This window comes from Agaribacter flavus (assembly GCF_042646125.1).
In the GTDB taxonomy this organism is placed as follows: Bacteria; Pseudomonadota; Gammaproteobacteria; order Enterobacterales; family Alteromonadaceae; genus Glaciecola; species Glaciecola flavus.
Genome location: NZ_JBHRSW010000018.1, coordinates 106,950 through 126,124, shown reverse-complemented (window position 1 = coordinate 126,124; position 19,175 = coordinate 106,950). Strand labels below are relative to the sequence as shown.

The window sequence follows — 19,175 nt, the reverse complement described above, 5'->3', positions numbered from 1 at the left end:
AAGAAGCTGGTTCGTACCCAGTACATTACCGGTAAAATTTATACATTATTTTAACATTTTTAGTAAACACAAGTTCCAATTATCTAATAAAATGTGAAAAAACATACATACATAACTAAATATCAGAGTGGGCTTATTGAAGTGATATGTTGACTAATTTTGCGGGAGAAAATGCTAATTTTTCTTGTGTAAACCAATATGTCCCTTCGTCCGCACAAACAGCCTCTACCTGCATGTAGCCCTTTAATTTGGCGATCTTGGATACAGTAAAATCTTGTTGCAATAGAGCGATATAAGGCACAACACTTAGGGTATTCACTTTGTAGCCTACAACGACAAAATGTTGGGTCGTCTCATCCCAATCTGCACCCGTAATTAAAAAGGGCAAAGGTTCGGACACATTCTTAACTGCTAATTTACTTGTGCTACCGTCTATGGGCAATTCATACATTTTGGCTCGATGACTACGCCAACTTTTGGAAAATATGGTGAGTAAACCATCTTTGTAAACCATCGCTTCTGCGTCTTTATCGTGTTGCATCGCGCTACTCTGTTTGTTCGTTGAGCTGCTGTCGTTTTGCTGAACAGCATATTGAAAGTTGAGTTTTTGAGCAGAACCCGCGCGGTCAACCTTCAGTACATGTAAGTCTTTTCTGTTTCCCGTGTTATTACCTATATCCCCGATGTAAAAATTCTCTGAGTCTGAGGTAATCGATTCCCAATCAATGTTCTTAGCACTTACAGTGGTTTGTTCAGTGACATGACCGCTTTTATTCAAGCGATAAATGACAGGCGCGTTGCCTGAGTCATTGATGGTATATAAGCCGTTACTTGTGCAATGCAAACCCGAGCTTTCATTCAAATGGGGTGGGAGAACTATATCTTTATGCACCAAAATTTGGGCTTCAATATGCTTGGTTGGCGAAATATCAACATATTCAGACGGCGCTGACGAACAAGCACTTAGACAGCCGAAAACAAAGAGCAAAATGGCAAAGTGTTTCAACATCGACGATACAAGCAAGTAGTGTTTTTTCCATTTAACACCATTTGGCATATATCATGTCAAGCCAATATTGGTTACTTGCCCTAATCCTTGTATCCTTAGTAACAATTAATTAACACTATGGATTCAACAGACTTGGCTGCCAATACTGTTATCCATAAGCAAACGGGACTTATATGCAACCAAGTATCAAACCTGCCAACCCTAATTTTTCTTCTGGACCTTGCGCCAAACGCCCTGGTTACGACGTCAGTAAACTGGACTTATCTTTACTAGGCCGTTCCCATCGTGCAGAAATTGGTAAACAAGCACTCAAGAGCGCGTGCGTAGATACTGCCAGAATTCTTGGTTTGCCTGAGGGCTACAAAGTGGCTGTCGTACCCGCATCTGATACAGGCGCAATGGAGATGGCTATGTGGTCGATGCTCGGAGAGCGGCCTGTTGATGTATTGTATTGGGAGTCATTTGGGCAAGGTTGGGCGACCGATATAACCAAACAATTGCAGCTAGAAAGCACTCGAGTGCTGAGTGCCGACTATGGAAAGCTCCCCTCGCTTAAAGATGTTAATTGTGACCATGATGTTGTCTTTACTTGGAATGGCACAACTTCCGGCGTTTGCGTACCCAATGCCGATTGGATAAAAGATGATAGAAAGGGCTTAACATTTTGTGATGCGACATCTGCGGTATTTGCACAAGAACTCGATTGGGAAAAACTCGATGTTGTTACTTACAGTTGGCAAAAAGTATTGGGTGGGGAAGGTGGCCACGGTATGTTGATTCTCAGTCCAAGAGCAGTTGAGCGCTTAGAGACTTTTACGCCTCCTAGGCCCTTGCCGAAAATCTTTAGAATGACAAAGGGGGGGAAGCTTATCGAGAGTTTGTTTGTTGGTGCGACGATCAACACACCGTCAATGCTATGTGTGGTTGACTATTTAGATGCACTGTCGTGGGTTGAGTCAATTGGTGGTTTGGAAGCGGCGATTGAACGATGTAACAACAATCTCGCGACTGTTGCTGAATTTGTTGAAAGCCATACTTGGATAGATTTTTTAGCAGAAGACGCGAGTACGCGCTCAAACACCAGTGTTTGTCTAAGTTTGGCTTTACCCGCTGAAAAAGTATCTGCGCTTGTCGACTTACTCGCTCAACACAAGGTTGCCTACGACATTGGTGCTTATCGCGATGCGCCGGCTGGTTTGCGTATTTGGTGTGGGGCAACTATCGAAAACCAAGATTTACAAGCATTGATGCCTTGGCTCGCTTGGGCATACGGCGAACTCACTGGCGCGTAAACGAAGGAATAGTATGTACAAAATTAAAACATTTAACCAGATATCGTCGAAGGGTTTAGAGCGTTTTCCCAGAAGCAATTATGAGGTGAGTTCCGATGCAAGTAGTCCAAACGCAATTTTGCTAAGAAGTCATAAACTGCATAACGAAGTATTGGATGAATCAGTACTTGCTATTGCAAGGGCTGGGGCGGGAGTAAACAATGTACCCGTGGACGATTGCAGTAAGCAAGGTGTGGTTGTTTTCAATACGCCAGGCGCAAATGCCAACGCGGTAAAAGAACTTGTATTGGCAGGAATGCTGCTAAGTTCTCGTGGCATTAAGGCAGGTATTGACCATGTTTCTACATTACACAACATTACCGATGCTAGCGAGTTACATAAAACCTTAGAAGCACAAAAAAAACAATTTGCGGGCAGCGAGTTAAAGGGCAAAACGCTCGGTATCATTGGCCTAGGTGCGATCGGCTCCCTAGTTGCCGATATGGCATTGGCTCTGGGTATGAAGGTCGTTGGCTTTGATCCCGCCTTGTCGATTGAAGCTGCTTGGCGCTTGTCTAGTGAAGTACAACGTGCCGAAAACATGCATGCTCTGCTGGCTAAGTGTGATTTTGTAAGCTTACACGTTCCGGCAATAAAACCAACCTATCACATGATAAACGCCGAGGCCTTGTCACAAGCAAAACGAGGCATGGTGTTGGTTAACTTTGCTCGTGAGTCAATTGTCGATCCAGAGGCTGTCGCAAAAGCATTAGATATTGGGACATTGGCGACCTATGTATGTGATTTCCCAGAACCTGTTTTTTATGGAAGAAAAGACGTCATTGCCATGCCGCATATTGGCGCGTCTACCGCAGAAGCTGAGGAAAACTGCGCAATGATGGCGGCAGACCAATTGATGGATTTTCTAGAAAACGGCAATATTAAAAATTCGGTCAATTTTCCCAATGTTTCGTTGGCAAGAGTTGATGGGCAAAGGATTATTTTCACAAATGAAAATGTGCCAAAAGTACTGGGTAATGTTTTGTCTGTTTTGGCTGACCATGAGGTCAACGTAATTGACATGGTAAATAAAAGTCGCGGTGACCTTGCATACAATATTATTGATGTTGAAAAGATGAATAATGGTGATGTCATCGATGCTATTAACAGCATCGAGCATGTAACTAGTGTACGATTGATTCCGTAGACCCTAGGGTCTGTTGACCTTTGGTGTGCAATTTTGCAGCGGTTTGTGCTTCATTTATACAATGCAGAGCGACTGCCGTGTAGTTGTTCTACATCAAGGAGCGATAAAGCAGTAGAAATGAAGCACAAGCCCTGCCCAGAAGGGTTCAATTATAGTCTATCTGTTCCTTGTTGCAGCCTTTTGACTTAACCCATTAGGCCTGCAAGTCTGCGCCGCGATCAGATAGACTATAATTGAACAAAACTTGTACACCAAAGGTTAACAGGCCCTAGAGATTTCAGGAATAAACCGATTAAAGCCTGCGCCTTATAGCTCTTTGATTTGAATGCTCCTGAAATCGATGGCTTGCCCTTCGCTTTGCAGCGCAATGTAGCCTTTTTCTAGTACTTGGCCTTCTGACCATCTATCTTCTTCTATTCCCTTGATTGTGCCGGTAAAACCTATCTCTGGGTAGGCGTATTCCAAAACCGTTTTACCGTTAATGATGTGTTTTACAGAATCTTGTTGAACAATGAGCTCTGCCATTACCCATTCATCTCGGTAATAAGTATCGGAGTTAGAGCGAATACAATGTGTTGTAGTTAATTGATCTTTTATACGTATGTGTGTGCCCGGCGTACAGACATTACCGGTCGAAATAGGCGTATTCGGATCGTCTGATGCTAAAAATTGCATTTCTACAGACAAGGGCCAGTTTTGATCTTGTAAAATACTTTCGGGAGCTTGTGCGTAAAACATCACCCCGCTATTTAGGTTTGCAAAGTGAGGAGCGCCATCATAGAGTTGTCCTCTAAAGCGATACTCCAATTTTAGATGGAAATATTGGAAAGCTTGTTTGTAATACAGGTGAGAAAATCGTTGATTAAACTTACCTTCGTAATTTTTGTAGTCAACGCGAATTGTACCGTCATGGACAGTAAAAGTGCCATCAGGATCTTCTCCTAACGCATATCTATGTGTTTTAACTACCCAATCTGATAAGTCCTTGCCATTAAACAAGGGGCGAAAACTTGGGTGGTCTTGTTGAATCTTCATGCATGCTGACACACTTAGTAGTGCAAGAACTATTGATATTGCCAGTGACTTTTTGGTTGTTCGCATGTTGGCTTTCAATTCATATGAGAAATATCTGCATTGTATATAAAATTTATCTAAAATTTTCAATAATTTGTATGATCAAATTTGTGTAAAAAACATCTGCGTTTTCGCAAGAATTGACTAAACTTGCCGTTAAGCTGTTATGGTCAACGCATTTCAATAAGTATGAGTAATAAAGAAACAACAGACAAACTAAAGCGCATAAATATACTTGTTGTCGATGACATGGAGTCAATGGTAAATTTGGTCAAGAGTTGTTTGCTGTCTCTGGGCGCTGAAAAAATTACCACGGCGACAAATGGTGCAAATGCTTGGTCTATTCTGAATAAAAAAGATATTGACTTAATAATTTGCGACTGGGACATGCCAAAGATGACTGGATTTGGGCTGTTGAAGTTGGTGCGCGAATCTGAAATGCACAAACATATCCCTTTTCTATTGCTGACTGCTGCACGTGAAAAAAAGTTGGTAATGGATGCATTGGAAGCTGGGGTAAGTGATTATTTAGCAAAGCCTTTTCAGCCAAAAGAATTGTCGTTTAGAGTCGTTAAGTTACTGAGAAAAATTCCTTGAAACCCTGCCTTAGTCTCCTCTTTTGAGTGAGCAGCCTTCATCTAACTTTAATTTTGGCGTGTAAGTCACCGCTTATCAATTCAACAATCAGAAAAAACAGCCCTGCGGATAGCGCATTGCCTGATACCTTGTTTCTCAAATTGCTAGAACTCAGTATCACTCCTTGTTTTTCAAGCAATGCGACAATTTCATCGTAGGTGACTTCGTGTTCGACCATGAGCCTTTTGATAAAAAGACTCGCGCCTTTTGCATACGGCAAAATTGACTTCTTGTTGTTGACGCTTATATTAACTTGTGTGTGATTATCAGTTTGCATGCCAGAACGCTCCTACGACTGTTCGGGGTTAGTATAGCTAACATTGCAATGCATTTAAAGCGAAAGCAAATTAATACACACATATGCAATTAATAAGATTTATTTGCAACATATATGTTGCAATTTTATCTAAACTCACTATTATGTATATCAAAGGCGCGTAAGCTTGAATATCTAGCAATGATAAAGTCGCTTTTAACATGGAGATTAAAATGACGATGAAGCGAGACCAGATACTAGCTCTAATGAATGAGCAAATTAATTTTACTGCAGAACTCGAAGGAGATTGTATCAGCATTTCGAACGATGAAGGACTGGATGCCTTTTTGGTTGTGGGTGAACAACAAATCGTTGTGGAGTCTGTTTTGTTTTCAGTTGATGCGGTTAAAGATTGTGCTGCGCTAGACCACGCAATTTTGCGCACTCATCGCTTAGTGCCACTGTCGACGCTGGCGGTTTCAGTAATTGGTGGAGAAGAATACTACGTAGCATTTGGCGCCTTGTCAGTAGACAGTAAGGACGAAGTGATTGTAGAAGAAGTTGAAGCTCTGTTCGCGAATGTTCCAGAGTTTCTTGAATTGTATTCAGAATATTTGAAATAGTAGGAGTCATATATGAGTTTAGGTAGACTTTGGTCAGCATTGAAAGGCCATACAAACAAAGTTTTAGAAGACGCAGCAGATTCGCAGGCTATTACAATACTGGATCAGCAAATTCGTGAAGCAAAACAAGAAATTCAGCAGTGTGGACAAAGCCTACATTCCATTGCGGCAAAACGAAAGTTGAGTCAGAACAAGGTAGATGCATTGCAAGCAGATATTGAAAAATACAGTCAAAGTGCGGCAGAACATGCAGAAACCAATCGCGAGTTGGCATTAGAATGTGCCCAACGAGTTGGCGAGCTTGAGCAACTAAAAGCTAGTGAGCAAAGTATCACTGACAGTTACATCAAGAACGAAAGCACACTTAAGTCAAACTTGGCTACGGCAAAGAATAATTTGCGATTGTTAGAGCAACAAGTCGATCAGGTAAAAGCCACGCAGTCTGTTCAAAAAGCGCAAGTGGCGGCCTCTACGCACTTTGATGGTGGTAACAGTAAGGTTAAGACTGCACTGGATAGTTTAGAGAGGATCAAACAAAAACAAGCCGAGAAAGACGCTGCACTTGAGGCTGCATCTGAGCTAGCTGAATTAGAAACCGGTTCAGATTTAGATGCAAAGTTACGCAAAGCTAGTGGTGGCAGTAACTCCAGCGAAGACATGTTAGCTAAAATTTTAGCAGGCAAAAAGTAAGTAGTAATCAAACAAGAAGCGCTCATCGGGAGCGCTTCTTTTGGTCTGTTGCGTATTAAATTAAGGAGTTGTACGTGTTTAGTTTTTTTAAAAAAAAGCAAAGCGTTAGCTCAAGTCTTAAAAAACCAGAGGTAATGGGCTTGTGCATAGGATCAAGCTTTGACATTGACAAACTCTCTTTTCAACTCATTCTCGATCAATTAGTGATAAAAGATGTAGCCGACACACAGTTGATTCAAGCAGCGGGTATAGTAGAGTTAGGCTCTAGTACCTTACTGCGTTTTTACACAGATGACGAGGCATGGTTACAAGTTGTTTGTGAAGGTGGCGTGTCTGAAGAGAATATCGTCGACGTTACCTTGTTTCATTACTATGACACCTTGCATGTCAATGCCAATGAATGGGATGAACTTCTAACGCGTAAGATTGGTGTGCCGGTCTATACCTTTGAGGGGCACGAATACCAACGAGTATGGACCAGCACGAGTGAATACCATCCACCCGTAGCCATGCAAGAGCAAACGTATGATGAAAGTGAAGAGGTGTCTAACACTGATCAATTTGTTATGCTTTTTGAGCGTCAGTTAAGTGATGGTTCGTATGAACAGCTTTATTTATCAGGGGAAGAAACCTTGAACGACAATAATTTGTTAGAGCATTGTTTTGTTATTAGTACGGGAATTAAATTGTCGCCTACTCAAATACGAGTAAATGGCTGAGTTAGAGCATAATGAGCAGAATTCCTAACGGAGTTATGCTCAAACAAACTATAAACTTCAGAGAGAATACAGATGGACAACTATGATCTAGTGACAGGAATACTGCATTTTGTACTTTATTTTGGTATCGCCATTTTATTTTTGGTTATATTCAAAGGCGTATACGGTCTTGCTACCCCCCACGCTGAGTGGAAGCTAATCAAGGAAGAAAAAAATTCAGCGGCAGCGATTGGTTTTGGTGGGGCAATCATTGGATTCGCAACGGCTTTAGCAGGGGCAGTGAGTAACTCCGGCGGATTAGTTGATTTTGCCGTGTGGGGTGTAATTGCACTTGTGGCGCAGTTGATCGCGTACTCAATTGTGCGCTTTGTATTTATGCCAAAAATTACAGAAAGAATTGAAAATAACGAAGTAAGTGCAGGAATAGTCTTGGGCGCGACAGGTGTTGCAGTGGGTTTGATCAATGCTGCATGTATGACTTACTAAAGGGAGCATGATCATGAAAAGAACATCGTTTCTTGATCTCAGTCTAATGAGAAAGCGCGCTCGCGCATTTGCTTTAGCACCTTTGTCACTGGCGGTAATTAGTGGTTGTTCTAATGGTTCGGGAGGCGAGGAAGTCAAATTTGTTCGCTCGGTGGCTGAATGTACTGATACTACTTCGTTGACAGAGTCTCAATGTCAAGCCGCCTATGAACAAGCCTTACTCGATGCAGAGTCAACGGCACCGCGTTACCAATACGAAAGGGATTGCATGAATGAGTTTGGCTCTTGTGAACGTCAAGGCAGCTTTTTTGTCCCTTTTATGACCGGTTATATTGTTTCAGAAATCATCGATGAAGTCGGTGATGCCTTCGAGCGAAAGCATCGCTACAAACATTCTTACCCAGCTTATTTGTATTCTGGAAGTGGTCGGTATCGCAACCAGATCATGACCAGTGACGGTTACGTCATAGGCTCACCGGGTCAGCGCTCATACCGAGTTTCAAGAGAAGTGCTCAAGCCAAAGCCTAAAGTTACTCGCACCATTTCGCGGGGCGGCTTTGGTGCCACGGCATCAGCAAAAAGTAATTGGGGCAGTAGCAAATCCTCAGGAAAGAGCGGCTGGGGAGGATAAGTGCTTCGTATTCCTTGCGAGGAGAGGGCAAACTGGGAAGCCATGGCTGAAGAATTCGGCTTTAAGTTTCATACGATGTATGGTGAAAAATACTGGGATGAATCGGCTTACTATCAATTTACGCTTGAGCAAATTGAGCAAGGGATAGAAGCGCCCACTGAAGAAATACACCAGATGTGCTTGTCGGTCGTGCAAGCAGTATTAAACGATGACAATTTGCTACGAAAATTTGCTATCCCTGAGACACAGTGGGCGTTTATTCGAAAAAGTTGGGAAAATGGCGACCCATCTTTGTATTCGCGTTTAGATTTTGCCCACGATGGTATGGGCGTAGCTAAGCTATACGAAAACAATGCGGATACGCCAACATCAATATACGAAACGGGGTTTTGGCAATGGATGTGGCTCGAAAACCAAGTCGATAATCAACAAGTGAATAGGCAGGCTGACCAGTTTAACTCAGTCCAAGAAAAATTAGTTAATCGTTTTAAAGAATTGCATGCTCTAAACCCAGAGAGAACGCTGCACTTTGCATGTTGTAAGGGCACTGAAGAGGATAGAGGCACCGTCCAGTATCTCGAAGATTGTGCTATTGCGGCAGGGATCGAGACCAAATTTGTTTTCATAGAAGATATCGGTATTGATAGTAACAACAATTTTACCGATTTGGACAACGTGATTATCCATTGGATGTTCAAACTGTACCCTTGGGAGTTTATGTTTGAAGACGAGTATGGGGGCTTACTCGGCCAACAAAATATTCGGTGGCTTGAGCCGCCATGGAAAGCCATACTCTCCAATAAAGCCTTGTTACCAATGCTATGGAAAATGTTTCCTGATCATCCCAATTTACTCCCCGCTTACTTTGAAGATGAGCTAATGCTCGTGCCAGAAGGCATGAATTTAGTGAAAAAACCGCTTTTTTCGCGTGAAGGCGCAAATATTTCTTTTACTGATCACTTGGGGAAGGTCGTTGGCGACGAAGCTGGGTTGGCGAAATCTGATGGCCCCTACGGCGCGGAAGGCTACATATACCAGCAAAGACATACATTGCCAACATTTCATGGCAACCATACCTTGATTGGCAGTTGGTTGATTGATGATCAAGCTGCGGGTATTTCTATTCGAGAAGACAGCCAAGCTATTACGCAAGACATGAGCCGTTACTTACCACACGTTATCCTATAAAAATGAATACTCACCGCTTGACGGCAAATCCTTGTTTAGACGCTTACCCATTCACTCGTTCAGATGTCATTATGATTTTTTAAGGTTTAGCGCAAAGCGCACTTCGCTTCCATGCATGGGTGTATTAGGAATGTTTAATGCGAGTAGCAGAGAACAAAGCGCGAAAATAGCACCGATAACAAACACTGCGCTGGGTGAACTCAGCCACAAAACGCCCAGTAATGCAGGAATAACTACTGCAGCGATGTGGTTAATGGTAAAAGCGACACCCGCAGTTGAGGCGATATCTTTTGGATCGGCAATCTTCTGAAAATAGGTTTTCATTGCTATTGCCATTGCAAAAAACAAATGGTCGATGACAAATAGTACAGCAGCAAAAGTCGCATTTGTCACGAGTGCATATGAGATAAAAACTACCGTTAAGCCAATATATTCAATACTTAAGGCTCGACGCTCTCCTACTTTTGCAATCCATTGCCCAATTTTGGGAGCGAAGGCTAAATTGAATAGGTAATTGATAATGAATAGCAGACTTATTTGACCGACAGAATAAGAAAATTTTTCAACCATCATAAAAGAAGCAAAAACTAAAAATATCTGACGCCGCGCACCACTAAAAAAAGTCAGGGCATAGTACAACCAGTATCGCTTGCGCAATACCATGTGTTTGTGTTGTGGCGAGGCTTGTTCAAAACGTTTAAAAAACAGCCACATAGATACCACTAAAATAAGGCCAAAACCGCCAGCTAACATATACATAGCCGTATAGTCGATACCAAACCACTCCATCAGTAGCCAAATTGAGCCGTAGGCAAACAACGATGCAAAGCTTTTCACCGCAAGTTGTTGCCCCATAAAATGCGCGGTTTTATCTTTGTGCAACCATTGTAGAGTCAATGATTGGTTGATGGTTTCAAAGTAGTGAAAACCGATAGACATAAACACTGTTGTGCAATATAGGCCTATTTCAAAGGGCAGGAACCCAGTGATCGCAACACCGATACACAGAATTAATAGTGAAAGCATGGCGAAAGTTTGTTCTTTGATTATTAAAAGAACAAAAACGGCTGTAAATGCGAGAAAGCCCGGTACCTCTCTCAAACTTTGAAGTAAACCTATCTCCGCCCCTGTAAATTGTGCTTTTTCAACAACAAAATTATTTAAGAGCGCCACCCATACAGAAAATACCAAAGGCATGACAAATGCCATCGCGAGTAATAAAAGTTCTGGTTTTTCTCTGAATTTTGAAAAGTTTGCCATACCGTATTCATCCCATTCTTCCATGTCGCGCAAGCAATGATTATACTGCCTAACAAACTAAAAAGTAGAAATAAAAGAGTGATGTTCCTTTAATTTGGTGCGGTAATACAGTCTGCTCAATAGGAATGAGCAGAATTAAAAGTTTGTGTCTTATGCATGAGAAACGAAAGCGCACATGGACATACTTGCTGCGTTTTTGATTTTAGTTAAGCCTATTGAGCACAGAGTCATTCCGCCCTATCTTTAAGAAGGGAACACCACCTGAAAAAATTGGAAAAAAATTGACAAGCCATCCTGTTATCAAGCAACTATCGACTATCTTAGCGTTTAAAAATATCCTTACTGATGATAAGAAAACAGCGCATTACCGAAGCGGCTGGCGTTCGGGAGAGGGGAGTGCTTTAGCTGTAATTTTTCCGCAGACATTGCTTGAATACTGGCGTGTACTCGAAGTGTGTGTGGCTTCAAATTGCATAATTGTCATGCAAGCAGCTAATACCGGTTTGACAGAAGGTTCTGCGCCAAACGGTCACGACTATGATCGAGACGTAATCGTGATTAATACCTTGGCAATGGATGAGTTGTTTGTGCTAGGGCAGGGCGAGCAAGTTATTAGTTTTCCCGGTGCCAGCCTTCACAAATTAGAAAAAGTACTCAAGCCTCTCAATCGTGCCCCGCACTCCGTAATAGGCTCGTCTTGCCTAGGTGCTTCTATTGTTGGTGGGATTGCCAACAACTCTGGCGGCGCACTGGTAAAGCGTGGACCAGCGTATACAGAGCTGTCACTTTTTGCGCAAGTAAATGCTCAAGGTGAACTGGTGCTCGTCAACCATCTAGGGATTAACTTAGGCGAAGCGCCCGAGGAGATCCTAACAAATCTCATGTCAGGTAAATTTGAACGACAAATAGAGATTGAACAAGATCAGCAAAAAGGTAAACACGCCTCTGCTCGTGACTATGAATCACGGCTACGCGATGTCGATGCAGACAGCCCCAGTCGTTACAATGCTGATAGATCTCGTTTATATGAAGCCAGTGGTTGCGCCGGCAAAATTGCTATCTTTGCCGTGCGACTGGATACCTTTGAAATACCAAAAACAGAACAAACTTTTTATATCGGCACAAATGATCCAGATGTATTGACAAAAATTCGCCGAGACATACTCACGCAATTTGCTCACTTACCTGAAGTAGGTGAATACCTGCATCGTGATGCTTTCGACATTGCAAAAGAATATGGTAAGGATACATTTTTAAGTATCAAGCATTTAGGTACCGACTTTATGCCTTCTATGTTTGCAGCAAAAGGCAGAATAGATGCGGTATTAAACAGGCTGAGCATTATTCCAAACAACTTCAGTGACAAAGTGATGCAATTTGTCGCTAAATTATTTCCTTCTCATCTTAACCAAGGTTTGATGCGCTTTAGAGATAGATATACTCATCATTTGATTTTAAAAATGAGTGATGGTGGCATTGCAGAAGCGCAACAATATCTAGCACAGATGTTTTCCGAACAAGCTAATTCAGGTGAGTTTGTGAAGCTTAACCACGAAGAAGCTTCCCAAGCTTTCTTATTGCGTTTTGCGGCAGCGGGAGCCGCTATCCGTTATCAAGTGATGCATGAACAAAAAGTGGGCGAAATCCTTGCGTTGGATATTGCGTTGCGCCGGAACGACTGCCAATGGGTGGAAGTTTTACCCGATGAGATTGCTGAAGACATCGAAAGGCCTTTGTATTATGGACATTTTTTTTGCCATGTATTTCATCAAGACTATATTTTGAAAAAGGGCAGTGACCCTCAACAAGTCAAAGCAAAGATGTTGGCTTTATTAGATAAGCGAGGAGCAAAATATCCCGCAGAGCACAATGTGGGTCATATGTATGAGGCCGATAAAGCACTTAAGGACTTTTATCGAGATTTAGATCCCACCAACACCTTTAATCCAGGCATTGGGAAAATGGACAAACATCAGCGCAATTGTGCATGCTGTAGCTGAGGTGCACGTGAAAACAGCGTTACCAATAGAAGCTATTTTAGCTGATCTCAGTGCTAGCATTCGCGAATCTGATGTCATTTTAGTTGCCCCACCCGGCGCAGGTAAATCAAGCTGCCTACCTTTGTATTTACTGAAGTCTAGTCAATTTCAGTCAAAAAAAATCGTGATGTTGCAGCCTAGGCGAATAGCCGCTAGACATATCGCTCACTATTTGTCAGCTCAATTACGTGAACCCGTAGGGCAAACTGTTGGCTATCGTATTCGCGGCGAATCAAAAGTATCAGCCTCCACGCGATTAGAAATCGTAACAGAAGGCGTACTCGTCAGAATGTTGCAAGCACAGGCAGATTTAGACGGTGTCGGCCTGGTCATATTTGACGAGTTTCACGAGCGTAGCATTCACGCAGATTTTTCATTGGCTCTGTGTATTGAAGTGCAACAAGCTTTGCGTGACGACCTTCGCCTATTGGTCATGTCTGCAACCTTGGATCAAGGGAATGTTAAAACCCTGCTACCCAAAGCGAAAGAGCTGAGTTCAAAAGGGCGTCAATTTCCTATCGATGTCGTATATTGCGACGATAAGTATTTTTCAGGTAAAGCGAGGACGTCTTTCCTTGAACGAATGAGCTCAGTAATCATTGGTGCACTCAGCAAGCATTGTGGCGATGTGTTGGTGTTTTTACCGGGCATATCCGAAATAAATAAGCTGTATGGTTTATTAACTGAACAGATCCAAGATGATACTGCGGTAGTCTTGCATAAGTTGTATTCAGACCTTTCGGCCAATGCTCAACAACTGGCATTGACTCGCGACACTATGGGCAGGCGCAAAATTGTATTGGCAACCAATATTGCTGAAACAAGCTTAACGATTGAAGGGATTAATGTCGTCGTCGACAGTGGCATTGAAAAAGTCGCGATATATCACCTAAACCGAGGGATCACTCATTTACAGAGCCAAGCTACATCGCAGGCATCAGCCACACAACGAACTGGCAGAGCCGGGCGTTTACAAGCTGGCACTTGCTATCGGATGTGGAGTCAAGACAAGCAGGCACGTTTGCGAAAACACAGTGAACCCGAAATCAAACATACAGATATCAGTGGGTTGATGTTAGAAGCCGCAGTATGGGGAACGGATCTGGAAAGCTTGTGCTTACTCGATTATCCATCCAAAGCGCAAGTTGAGGAATCAAGGCTACGGTTAGAAAAGCTCGGTATTTTTGACTCCTGCACAAAACTGACTCCATTAGGTAAGCAAGTACATGAAATAAATGGACAGGTAAACCTTGCCATTATGTTGCTAAAAGCACGAACCATTGGGCAAGCTCACTTAAGTTTGGCTTGTGCAATTGCGGCTTTAGTGGAAAACAAAGACCCTCTGAGTCGAGATCGCGGGGCGGACATATATTTGCGCTTGTCTTATTGCTTGTCTCAAAAGCATAGCAAGGGTGCCTCTTTGATTTGGCATCATATAAAGCAATGGCATAAAAAAATGTCTTGCAGCCTATGTGATTGGCCGCTCGATGACCTTGGAGTACTTGTTGCTTTTGCTTTTCCACAATGGATTGCTAGGCAACACTCTGAACATCGGTATTTGCTTGCCAATGGCAGCGGTGCTGAGATCGATTTTACAGACAGTTTACTGAGCAATCGCTGGTTGGCTGTGGCCAGTATGCAGTCAAGTGACAAAAAACGAGACAATGCCAGAATTTTGTATGCAGCTTCTTTATCCGAACAACAGATCAAAACACATTTCGAGCATTTAGTGAGTCAAACAGAAATATGTAATTGGTCAGAAAGTAAACAGCGTATTGAGGTGCAATTGCACAAGAAGCTGGGGGAAATCACCTTTGCTACTCAAGCTCTGCAAAAACCGACAGAAGAAAAACTCATTGATGTTTGGCGTAAGCTGATGTTAAGCAAGGGTCTAGAAAGCCTGCCAATGTCTAATCGAGCTTGGCAACTGATTTATCGTATTCAACTAGCAAGAACGGTTGACGCTAAGCTTGCTTTGCCTGATTTTAGTGTAGCGTCACTGATAGCTTCGATTGATACTTGGTTACTGCCGTTTTTAGGCACAATAACACGTTGGTCTGAATTGCATAAAATTGACTTTTATCAATTGCTAAAAAATCAAATAACATGGCAGCAAGAGCAAACTTTAATGACAATTTGTCCAGAAGAATTGTTGCTACCCAGCTCTCGGCTGCACCAACTGGATTACAGGGCTGATGGAAGTGTATTTTTGTCAGTGCGTATGGGAGAGCTTTATGGCTTGGATACTCACCCAAGCGTTGCTTACAACACGAAACCCATCACTATCGAATTGCTGTCACCGGCACAAAGACCGATTCAAGTGACTCAAGATCTTAATGGGTTTTGGAAAGGTAGTTACCAATCCGTACAGAAGGACATGAAAAGCCAGTACCCCAAGCACTACTGGCCTGATAACCCCGCGCTAGCAAAGGCAACAATGACGACCAAAAAGAAAATGGGCATAGTGTGATAGTCACAAATCTTTGAGCATTTGCTCTGCTAGTTTTTTGTCCATTGTTGCTTTCAGCAATTTATACAACAAAATGGACGCGTCAATTTCTTCTTTTCGATTGGTTAAGCTTTCGATGTTCAACCCGAGCGGTATACCTAGAGGTAAGCAGGCTTCCAAAATTTGAATGAGGTTGTTGTAGCAGATCTTGATAGACTCTTTGAGCGGTTTTTCCGCATTGAGTATGCGAAGTGATGTTGCTTCTGGCACAGACACCCCCAACCAATCAATAAACTCTAGCGTTTTCGCACTGCCGCAAGGGGAAAAGGTTAAAATTATGCGTTGCGGTTTTCGACCGTGCTCCATACAAGCATGATAATAACGTGTTAGCATGTCAATCGTTGCTTGTGCGTTGTATACCGCTTGGGTGATAAAATACTCACAGCCTTGATCCGTTTTTTTGAGTAATCGGGCGTGCTCGTCGCCTTTTTTGGCATGGCGCTCTGCGATGGTTACGCCTCCAAGATAAAAAGGATGAGTCTGTTTTTTCATCGCGCTATAGGCATCAGCAAGGCTTAGCTGAATATCTTGCGTGATGGCAGGGCTGCCAACTAACACAAGGTCACGGATGGCAAACTGGTGCCATGCTTCTTTAATCCAAATAAGAAAGTCACTCTCGTCCCGTTGCGCGACACTTTTGTAAGTGATGACAGGGCGGTCACTCTTGTCCATCAGTAGCTTTGCGTACAGTCGAGGGTCGTGCGTGCGCATGTATGGGAACGGCCTAGGCTTATCGATGCGACTGCTCTCATCTTGAATGTCATATACAATAAAGCCGTCGTAGTCTATTTCGTCTAAACGAGCCAGCAATTTGTCAGCGATATTACTGACTTCATCAATATCTGTCTTTTGTTTAGGCGGGGTTGTGCCAATGAAATACACGCCATGATAGGCTCCGCTCGAAATTTCTTTTAGTGTTTTGCGCATCTGCTACAGTCAGGCTATTTGCTTATTCCAATTTAGTCATATTTTCGCATAAATTTACACGATAGGGTATGAGCTATGTTGAACAAACAATAATTCGAGACCCAAGGGGGTGTGAAAGTTGTTTTTGTACTCAGGTGAGCTAGTGTTGTCCTTGTTGGGTTTGACGACGGTGGCTTTCGCACATTTTAAAAATAATCGCTTGCAACACAGCGTTGAAAGGCCGGAAGAATAACGAGCAACACTTGCTCGTATAAGCGATTAGAGAGACTATATCTAAAATAAAGAAGTTCTTAGGCTTCATTGGTTTTTTTTGGAATAAGATGAGTTTAAATAAAATTGCATTTTTACAACGCTACTCGGGTCTATTGTTTACCTTTGCAATCATATTATCGTCGGCAGCCGCGTTATATGCGCCAGAGTACTTTATTAGTGTGGGCGACTTTCAGCTGAAAGAACTGATCGTTCCGCTTTTAATGCTGATTATGTTTGGTATGGGCACGTCAATGAGTGTCAAGGACTTTACCGCGATAGCTAAAATGCCGAAAGGAGTAATAGTTGGTCTTTGTTGCCAGTTTACTATTATGCCAATTGTGGGTTATACACTTGCCGCACTGTCGGGCTTACCTCCTGAAATCGCTGCAGGTATTATTCTTGTTGGTTGTTCGCCAAGTGGGTTGGCATCAAATGTCATGGCATATATTTCAGGCGCGAATTTAGCCTTGTCATTAACATTGACTAGTATTTCAACTGTGCTTGCTCCGTTTATTACCCCTTTTTACATGTCTTGGTTAGCAGGCGAATATATTCCGATAGACAGCACCGCGATGTTTATGAGTATCAGCAAAATTGTGCTGGTTCCTATCGCCGCTGGTTTACTTTTTAATCATTTTTTACATGGAAGATTTACCATTTTGGATAAGGCGCTGCCGAAACTATCAATGTTCGGTATTGCCTTTATTATTACCATTATAGTGGCACTTGGAAGAGACCAGCTTTTGAGTATTGGCTATATTCTTGTTTTACTTGTGTTTTTGCAGTCGACACTGGGCTTCGTTTTGGGTTACTGGGGGGCTAAAGTGTGCAAACTTGATGAATCGTCTTGCCGAACTGTTGCTTTTGAAGTGGGGATGCAAAATTCCGGTCTAGCTTCAGGTATTGCCGTGAGTATGGGTAAAGTTGCAACCATGGGGCTAGCACCTGCTGTATTTAGTCCTGTCATGAATATCTCTGGATCGGCCTTGGCCGCTTGGTGGAGAGATAAACACAAGAATACGCCAGTCTAAGTATAAAAAATGCACAAAAGTTTCTTGCATTAGCGAATTTTTAATGTACCATCTTGATCCATGGTACAACTGATATGCTAAGTGTAATGAATATCACCATAGATTTGGATATACCGACTCCTATATTTACTCAGCTCATTCAACAAATAAAAGAGGCTGTGGCGCAGGGGGGGCTGTCGCCAGGCGACCCGTTGCCGTCTATCCGCCAACTGGCGAATGACTTGGAAGTAAATAATAAAACCATTTCTAAAGCATACAAACTGCTTGAAAGGGACGGGGTTATCCAATCAAGAGGATACAGAGGCACTTTCGTTCATCAAAATGCAAGGGAAAGCTGTTTGGTCAATTTAAATGGATGGGTAGAAGAAAAGTTTACTCAGCTCATTGTTGAGTTAAAACAAGCGGGCATCACGGATGCTGAAATGAGAACCACTTTTAATCGGGTACTCGGCAATCTTTGATTTTGTCGCTAGCCCAAATATACGAAACTTAGGAGAATCAACATCATGTGGAATGAAATATTATTCTTCGCTGTATTTTTGTTACAGGTTTTTATGCTTTCACTGTATTACCCTAATAAGGTATTAGAGCGCATTAGCTATATATTTAAACACTACCCTATGGAAACTCACGAAAAACTTTATCCCGAAGGCTTTGAAAAGGCCAGCAAGGGTAAGACCATTTTTGAATTTTTAGCTCGCGTTATTTTAGTAATTTCTCTCATTGTTTATGCTGTGATGGCATTGGAGATATTTGTTCATGGGAAAGGTGTCGAACAGCTAGACCATGTGCCCTTACTTCTTGGTCTTGTGCAGGTTGTGCCGTTTTTCGTTTTAGAACTTTTTGGCTTTAAGCACTTAAAAAAAATGCGTGCAAAGAGTGACGCCAAAAAGCGTTCAGCATCGCTACAAGTGAGAAGTATTTTGAGGTACGTGGGATCAATAGAATTGAGTGTGGCCGCTTTCGTGCTCTTGCTGTGTATTTGCCTCATTGTCTCAATAAATGAATTTACACTAAATTTTGAAGTGAGTACGTTGTTGGCTACTCTCGCTTTGAGCAATGGCCTATTTCTCGCACTTGCTTATAAGCTTGTGTACGGTAAAAAAATCGATCCGTATCAAGCTGAAGAAGACCGAGAGCTGATGACATCATCGGCTTTGCGATCATTTCTGTTAGTCAGTATTTTGATTAGCGTCTATTTTATATTCGATCAACTGGCTAATATTTATCCATTATCAAGCTGGGCGGGCACAATAAACAGTCTATACTGGCTAACCATTGCTTTTTACAGTTTTGGACTGGGAATGAAAACAATAAACATAAAAGACGTAAATTACGACGTCTACAAGACATCCGCTTCAAGCTAG

19 protein-coding genes are annotated in these 19,175 nt (G+C 42.4%); 14 read left to right on the top strand and 5 right to left on the bottom strand.

Annotated elements, in window-relative coordinates; translation table 11 throughout:
• Positions 1 to 133: 133 nt before the first annotated feature.
• A complete protein-coding gene (locus ACFOHL_RS11605) occupies positions 134 to 1,057 on the bottom strand; it encodes a hypothetical protein (RefSeq protein WP_376920397.1) in 924 nt (307 codons plus the stop codon).
• 125 nt (positions 1,058 to 1,182) lie between these two features.
• Between ACFOHL_RS11605 and ACFOHL_RS11600 the strand changes: the two genes are divergently transcribed.
• Both ACFOHL_RS11600 and ACFOHL_RS11595 read left to right on the top strand, forming a co-directional pair.
• Complete coding sequence (locus tag ACFOHL_RS11600) at positions 1,183 to 2,301, top strand: phosphoserine transaminase (protein ID WP_376920396.1); 1,119 nt, start codon at positions 1,183 to 1,185, stop codon at positions 2,299 to 2,301.
• 13 nt (positions 2,302 to 2,314) lie between these two features.
• Positions 2,315 to 3,487, top strand: coding sequence for a phosphoglycerate dehydrogenase (locus tag ACFOHL_RS11595; protein WP_376920395.1), 1,173 nt, complete (start codon positions 2,315 to 2,317; stop codon positions 3,485 to 3,487).
• Between the two features lie 306 nt (positions 3,488 to 3,793).
• Here ACFOHL_RS11595 and ACFOHL_RS11590 read toward each other — a convergent pair whose 3' ends face one another.
• Complete coding sequence (locus ACFOHL_RS11590; protein ID WP_376920394.1) at positions 3,794 to 4,588, bottom strand: 3-keto-disaccharide hydrolase; 795 nt, start codon at positions 4,586 to 4,588, stop codon at positions 3,794 to 3,796.
• A 162-nt stretch (positions 4,589 to 4,750) separates the two neighbouring features.
• On the opposite strand from ACFOHL_RS11590, the gene ACFOHL_RS11585 reads away from it, so the two are divergent.
• Positions 4,751 to 5,158, top strand: coding sequence for a response regulator (locus tag ACFOHL_RS11585; RefSeq protein ID WP_376920393.1), 408 nt, complete (start codon positions 4,751 to 4,753; stop codon positions 5,156 to 5,158).
• A gap of 37 nt (positions 5,159 to 5,195) precedes the next feature.
• On the opposite strand, the gene ACFOHL_RS11580 is transcribed toward ACFOHL_RS11585, so the two are convergent.
• The gene (locus tag ACFOHL_RS11580; RefSeq protein ID WP_376920392.1) at positions 5,196 to 5,474 is read right to left on the bottom strand and encodes a DUF6471 domain-containing protein; all 279 of its coding nucleotides are present in this window, start codon (positions 5,472 to 5,474) and stop codon (positions 5,196 to 5,198) included.
• A gap of 212 nt (positions 5,475 to 5,686) precedes the next feature.
• Here ACFOHL_RS11580 and ACFOHL_RS11575 point away from each other — a divergent pair, with 212 nt between their 5' ends.
• The 6 genes from ACFOHL_RS11575 (at position 5,687) to ACFOHL_RS11550 (ending at position 9,790) form a co-directional block, all read left to right on the top strand.
• A complete protein-coding gene (locus ACFOHL_RS11575) occupies positions 5,687 to 6,076 on the top strand; it encodes a DUF2170 family protein (RefSeq protein WP_376920391.1) in 390 nt (129 codons plus the stop codon).
• 12 nt (positions 6,077 to 6,088) lie between these two features.
• The gene (locus ACFOHL_RS11570; protein WP_376920390.1) at positions 6,089 to 6,766 is read left to right on the top strand and encodes a PspA/IM30 family protein; all 678 of its coding nucleotides are present in this window, start codon (positions 6,089 to 6,091) and stop codon (positions 6,764 to 6,766) included.
• A 74-nt stretch (positions 6,767 to 6,840) separates the two neighbouring features.
• The gene (locus ACFOHL_RS11565; RefSeq protein ID WP_376920389.1) at positions 6,841 to 7,485 is read left to right on the top strand and encodes a YjfK family protein; all 645 of its coding nucleotides are present in this window, start codon (positions 6,841 to 6,843) and stop codon (positions 7,483 to 7,485) included.
• A gap of 72 nt (positions 7,486 to 7,557) precedes the next feature.
• On the top strand, positions 7,558 to 7,971 hold the full coding sequence (locus ACFOHL_RS11560; RefSeq protein ID WP_376920388.1) for a DUF350 domain-containing protein: 414 nt from the start codon (positions 7,558 to 7,560) through the stop codon (positions 7,969 to 7,971).
• Positions 7,972 to 7,984: 13 nt separating this feature from the next.
• The gene (locus ACFOHL_RS11555) at positions 7,985 to 8,602 is read left to right on the top strand and encodes a DUF1190 domain-containing protein (RefSeq protein ID WP_376920387.1); all 618 of its coding nucleotides are present in this window, start codon (positions 7,985 to 7,987) and stop codon (positions 8,600 to 8,602) included.
• On the top strand, positions 8,603 to 9,790 hold the full coding sequence (locus tag ACFOHL_RS11550; RefSeq protein ID WP_376920386.1) for a glutathionylspermidine synthase family protein: 1,188 nt from the start codon (positions 8,603 to 8,605) through the stop codon (positions 9,788 to 9,790).
• Between the two features lie 69 nt (positions 9,791 to 9,859).
• On the opposite strand, the gene ACFOHL_RS11545 is transcribed toward ACFOHL_RS11550, so the two are convergent.
• On the bottom strand, positions 9,860 to 11,050 hold the full coding sequence (locus ACFOHL_RS11545) for an MFS transporter (RefSeq protein WP_376920460.1): 1,191 nt from the start codon (positions 11,048 to 11,050) through the stop codon (positions 9,860 to 9,862).
• Between the two features lie 281 nt (positions 11,051 to 11,331).
• Here ACFOHL_RS11545 and dld point away from each other — a divergent pair, with 281 nt between their 5' ends.
• Together dld and hrpB are read left to right on the top strand one after the other, a co-directional pair.
• Positions 11,332 to 13,050 (top strand): D-lactate dehydrogenase, encoded by a 1,719-nt coding sequence (gene dld / locus ACFOHL_RS11540; protein WP_376920459.1) that lies wholly within the window; start codon positions 11,332 to 11,334, stop codon positions 13,048 to 13,050.
• A gap of 7 nt (positions 13,051 to 13,057) precedes the next feature.
• A complete protein-coding gene (gene hrpB, locus ACFOHL_RS11535) occupies positions 13,058 to 15,559 on the top strand; it encodes an ATP-dependent helicase HrpB (protein WP_376920385.1) in 2,502 nt (833 codons plus the stop codon).
• Positions 15,560 to 15,562: 3 nt separating this feature from the next.
• On the opposite strand, the gene ACFOHL_RS11530 is transcribed toward hrpB, so the two are convergent.
• On the bottom strand, positions 15,563 to 16,525 hold the full coding sequence (locus tag ACFOHL_RS11530; RefSeq protein WP_376920384.1) for a methylenetetrahydrofolate reductase: 963 nt from the start codon (positions 16,523 to 16,525) through the stop codon (positions 15,563 to 15,565).
• A gap of 320 nt (positions 16,526 to 16,845) precedes the next feature.
• Between ACFOHL_RS11530 and ACFOHL_RS11525 the strand changes: the two genes are divergently transcribed.
• The 3 genes from ACFOHL_RS11525 to ACFOHL_RS11515 all read left to right on the top strand — a co-directional run bounded on the left by ACFOHL_RS11525 (position 16,846) and on the right by ACFOHL_RS11515 (position 19,175).
• Positions 16,846 to 17,808: a bile acid:sodium symporter family protein gene (locus ACFOHL_RS11525; RefSeq protein ID WP_376920383.1), complete on the top strand. Its 963-nt coding sequence runs from the start codon at positions 16,846 to 16,848 to the stop codon at positions 17,806 to 17,808.
• A gap of 86 nt (positions 17,809 to 17,894) precedes the next feature.
• Entirely contained in the window at positions 17,895 to 18,269 is a 375-nt protein-coding gene (locus tag ACFOHL_RS11520) for a GntR family transcriptional regulator (RefSeq protein WP_376920382.1), read from the top strand.
• 45 nt (positions 18,270 to 18,314) lie between these two features.
• Positions 18,315 to 19,175 carry a hypothetical protein gene (locus ACFOHL_RS11515; RefSeq protein WP_376920381.1) on the top strand — a complete coding sequence of 287 codons (861 nt, stop codon included), beginning with the start codon at positions 18,315 to 18,317 and terminating at the stop codon, positions 19,173 to 19,175.

Bases quoted from the DNA above. Each gene is read 5' to 3' on its own strand.
- ACFOHL_RS11520 (WP_376920382.1), top strand. From the start codon at position 17,895: ATGAATATCACCATAGATTTGGATATACCGACTCCTATATTTACTCAG.
- ACFOHL_RS11525 (WP_376920383.1), top strand. From the start codon at position 16,846: ATGAGTTTAAATAAAATTGCATTTTTACAACGCTACTCGGGTCTATTG.
- ACFOHL_RS11605 (WP_376920397.1), bottom strand. From the start codon at position 1,057: ATGCCAAATGGTGTTAAATGGAAAAAACACTACTTGCTTGTATCGTCG.
- ACFOHL_RS11570 (WP_376920390.1), top strand. From the start codon at position 6,089: ATGAGTTTAGGTAGACTTTGGTCAGCATTGAAAGGCCATACAAACAAA.
- ACFOHL_RS11515 (WP_376920381.1), top strand. From the start codon at position 18,315: ATGTGGAATGAAATATTATTCTTCGCTGTATTTTTGTTACAGGTTTTT.
- ACFOHL_RS11585 (WP_376920393.1), top strand. From the start codon at position 4,751: ATGAGTAATAAAGAAACAACAGACAAACTAAAGCGCATAAATATACTT.
- ACFOHL_RS11590 (WP_376920394.1), bottom strand. From the start codon at position 4,588: ATGCGAACAACCAAAAAGTCACTGGCAATATCAATAGTTCTTGCACTA.
- ACFOHL_RS11560 (WP_376920388.1), top strand. From the start codon at position 7,558: ATGGACAACTATGATCTAGTGACAGGAATACTGCATTTTGTACTTTAT.
- ACFOHL_RS11580 (WP_376920392.1), bottom strand. From the start codon at position 5,474: ATGCAAACTGATAATCACACACAAGTTAATATAAGCGTCAACAACAAG.
- ACFOHL_RS11600 (WP_376920396.1), top strand. From the start codon at position 1,183: ATGCAACCAAGTATCAAACCTGCCAACCCTAATTTTTCTTCTGGACCT.
- ACFOHL_RS11595 (WP_376920395.1), top strand. From the start codon at position 2,315: ATGTACAAAATTAAAACATTTAACCAGATATCGTCGAAGGGTTTAGAG.
- ACFOHL_RS11530 (WP_376920384.1), bottom strand. From the start codon at position 16,525: ATGCGCAAAACACTAAAAGAAATTTCGAGCGGAGCCTATCATGGCGTG.
- ACFOHL_RS11545 (WP_376920460.1), bottom strand. From the start codon at position 11,050: ATGGCAAACTTTTCAAAATTCAGAGAAAAACCAGAACTTTTATTACTC.
- ACFOHL_RS11555 (WP_376920387.1), top strand. From the start codon at position 7,985: ATGAAAAGAACATCGTTTCTTGATCTCAGTCTAATGAGAAAGCGCGCT.
- ACFOHL_RS11575 (WP_376920391.1), top strand. From the start codon at position 5,687: ATGACGATGAAGCGAGACCAGATACTAGCTCTAATGAATGAGCAAATT.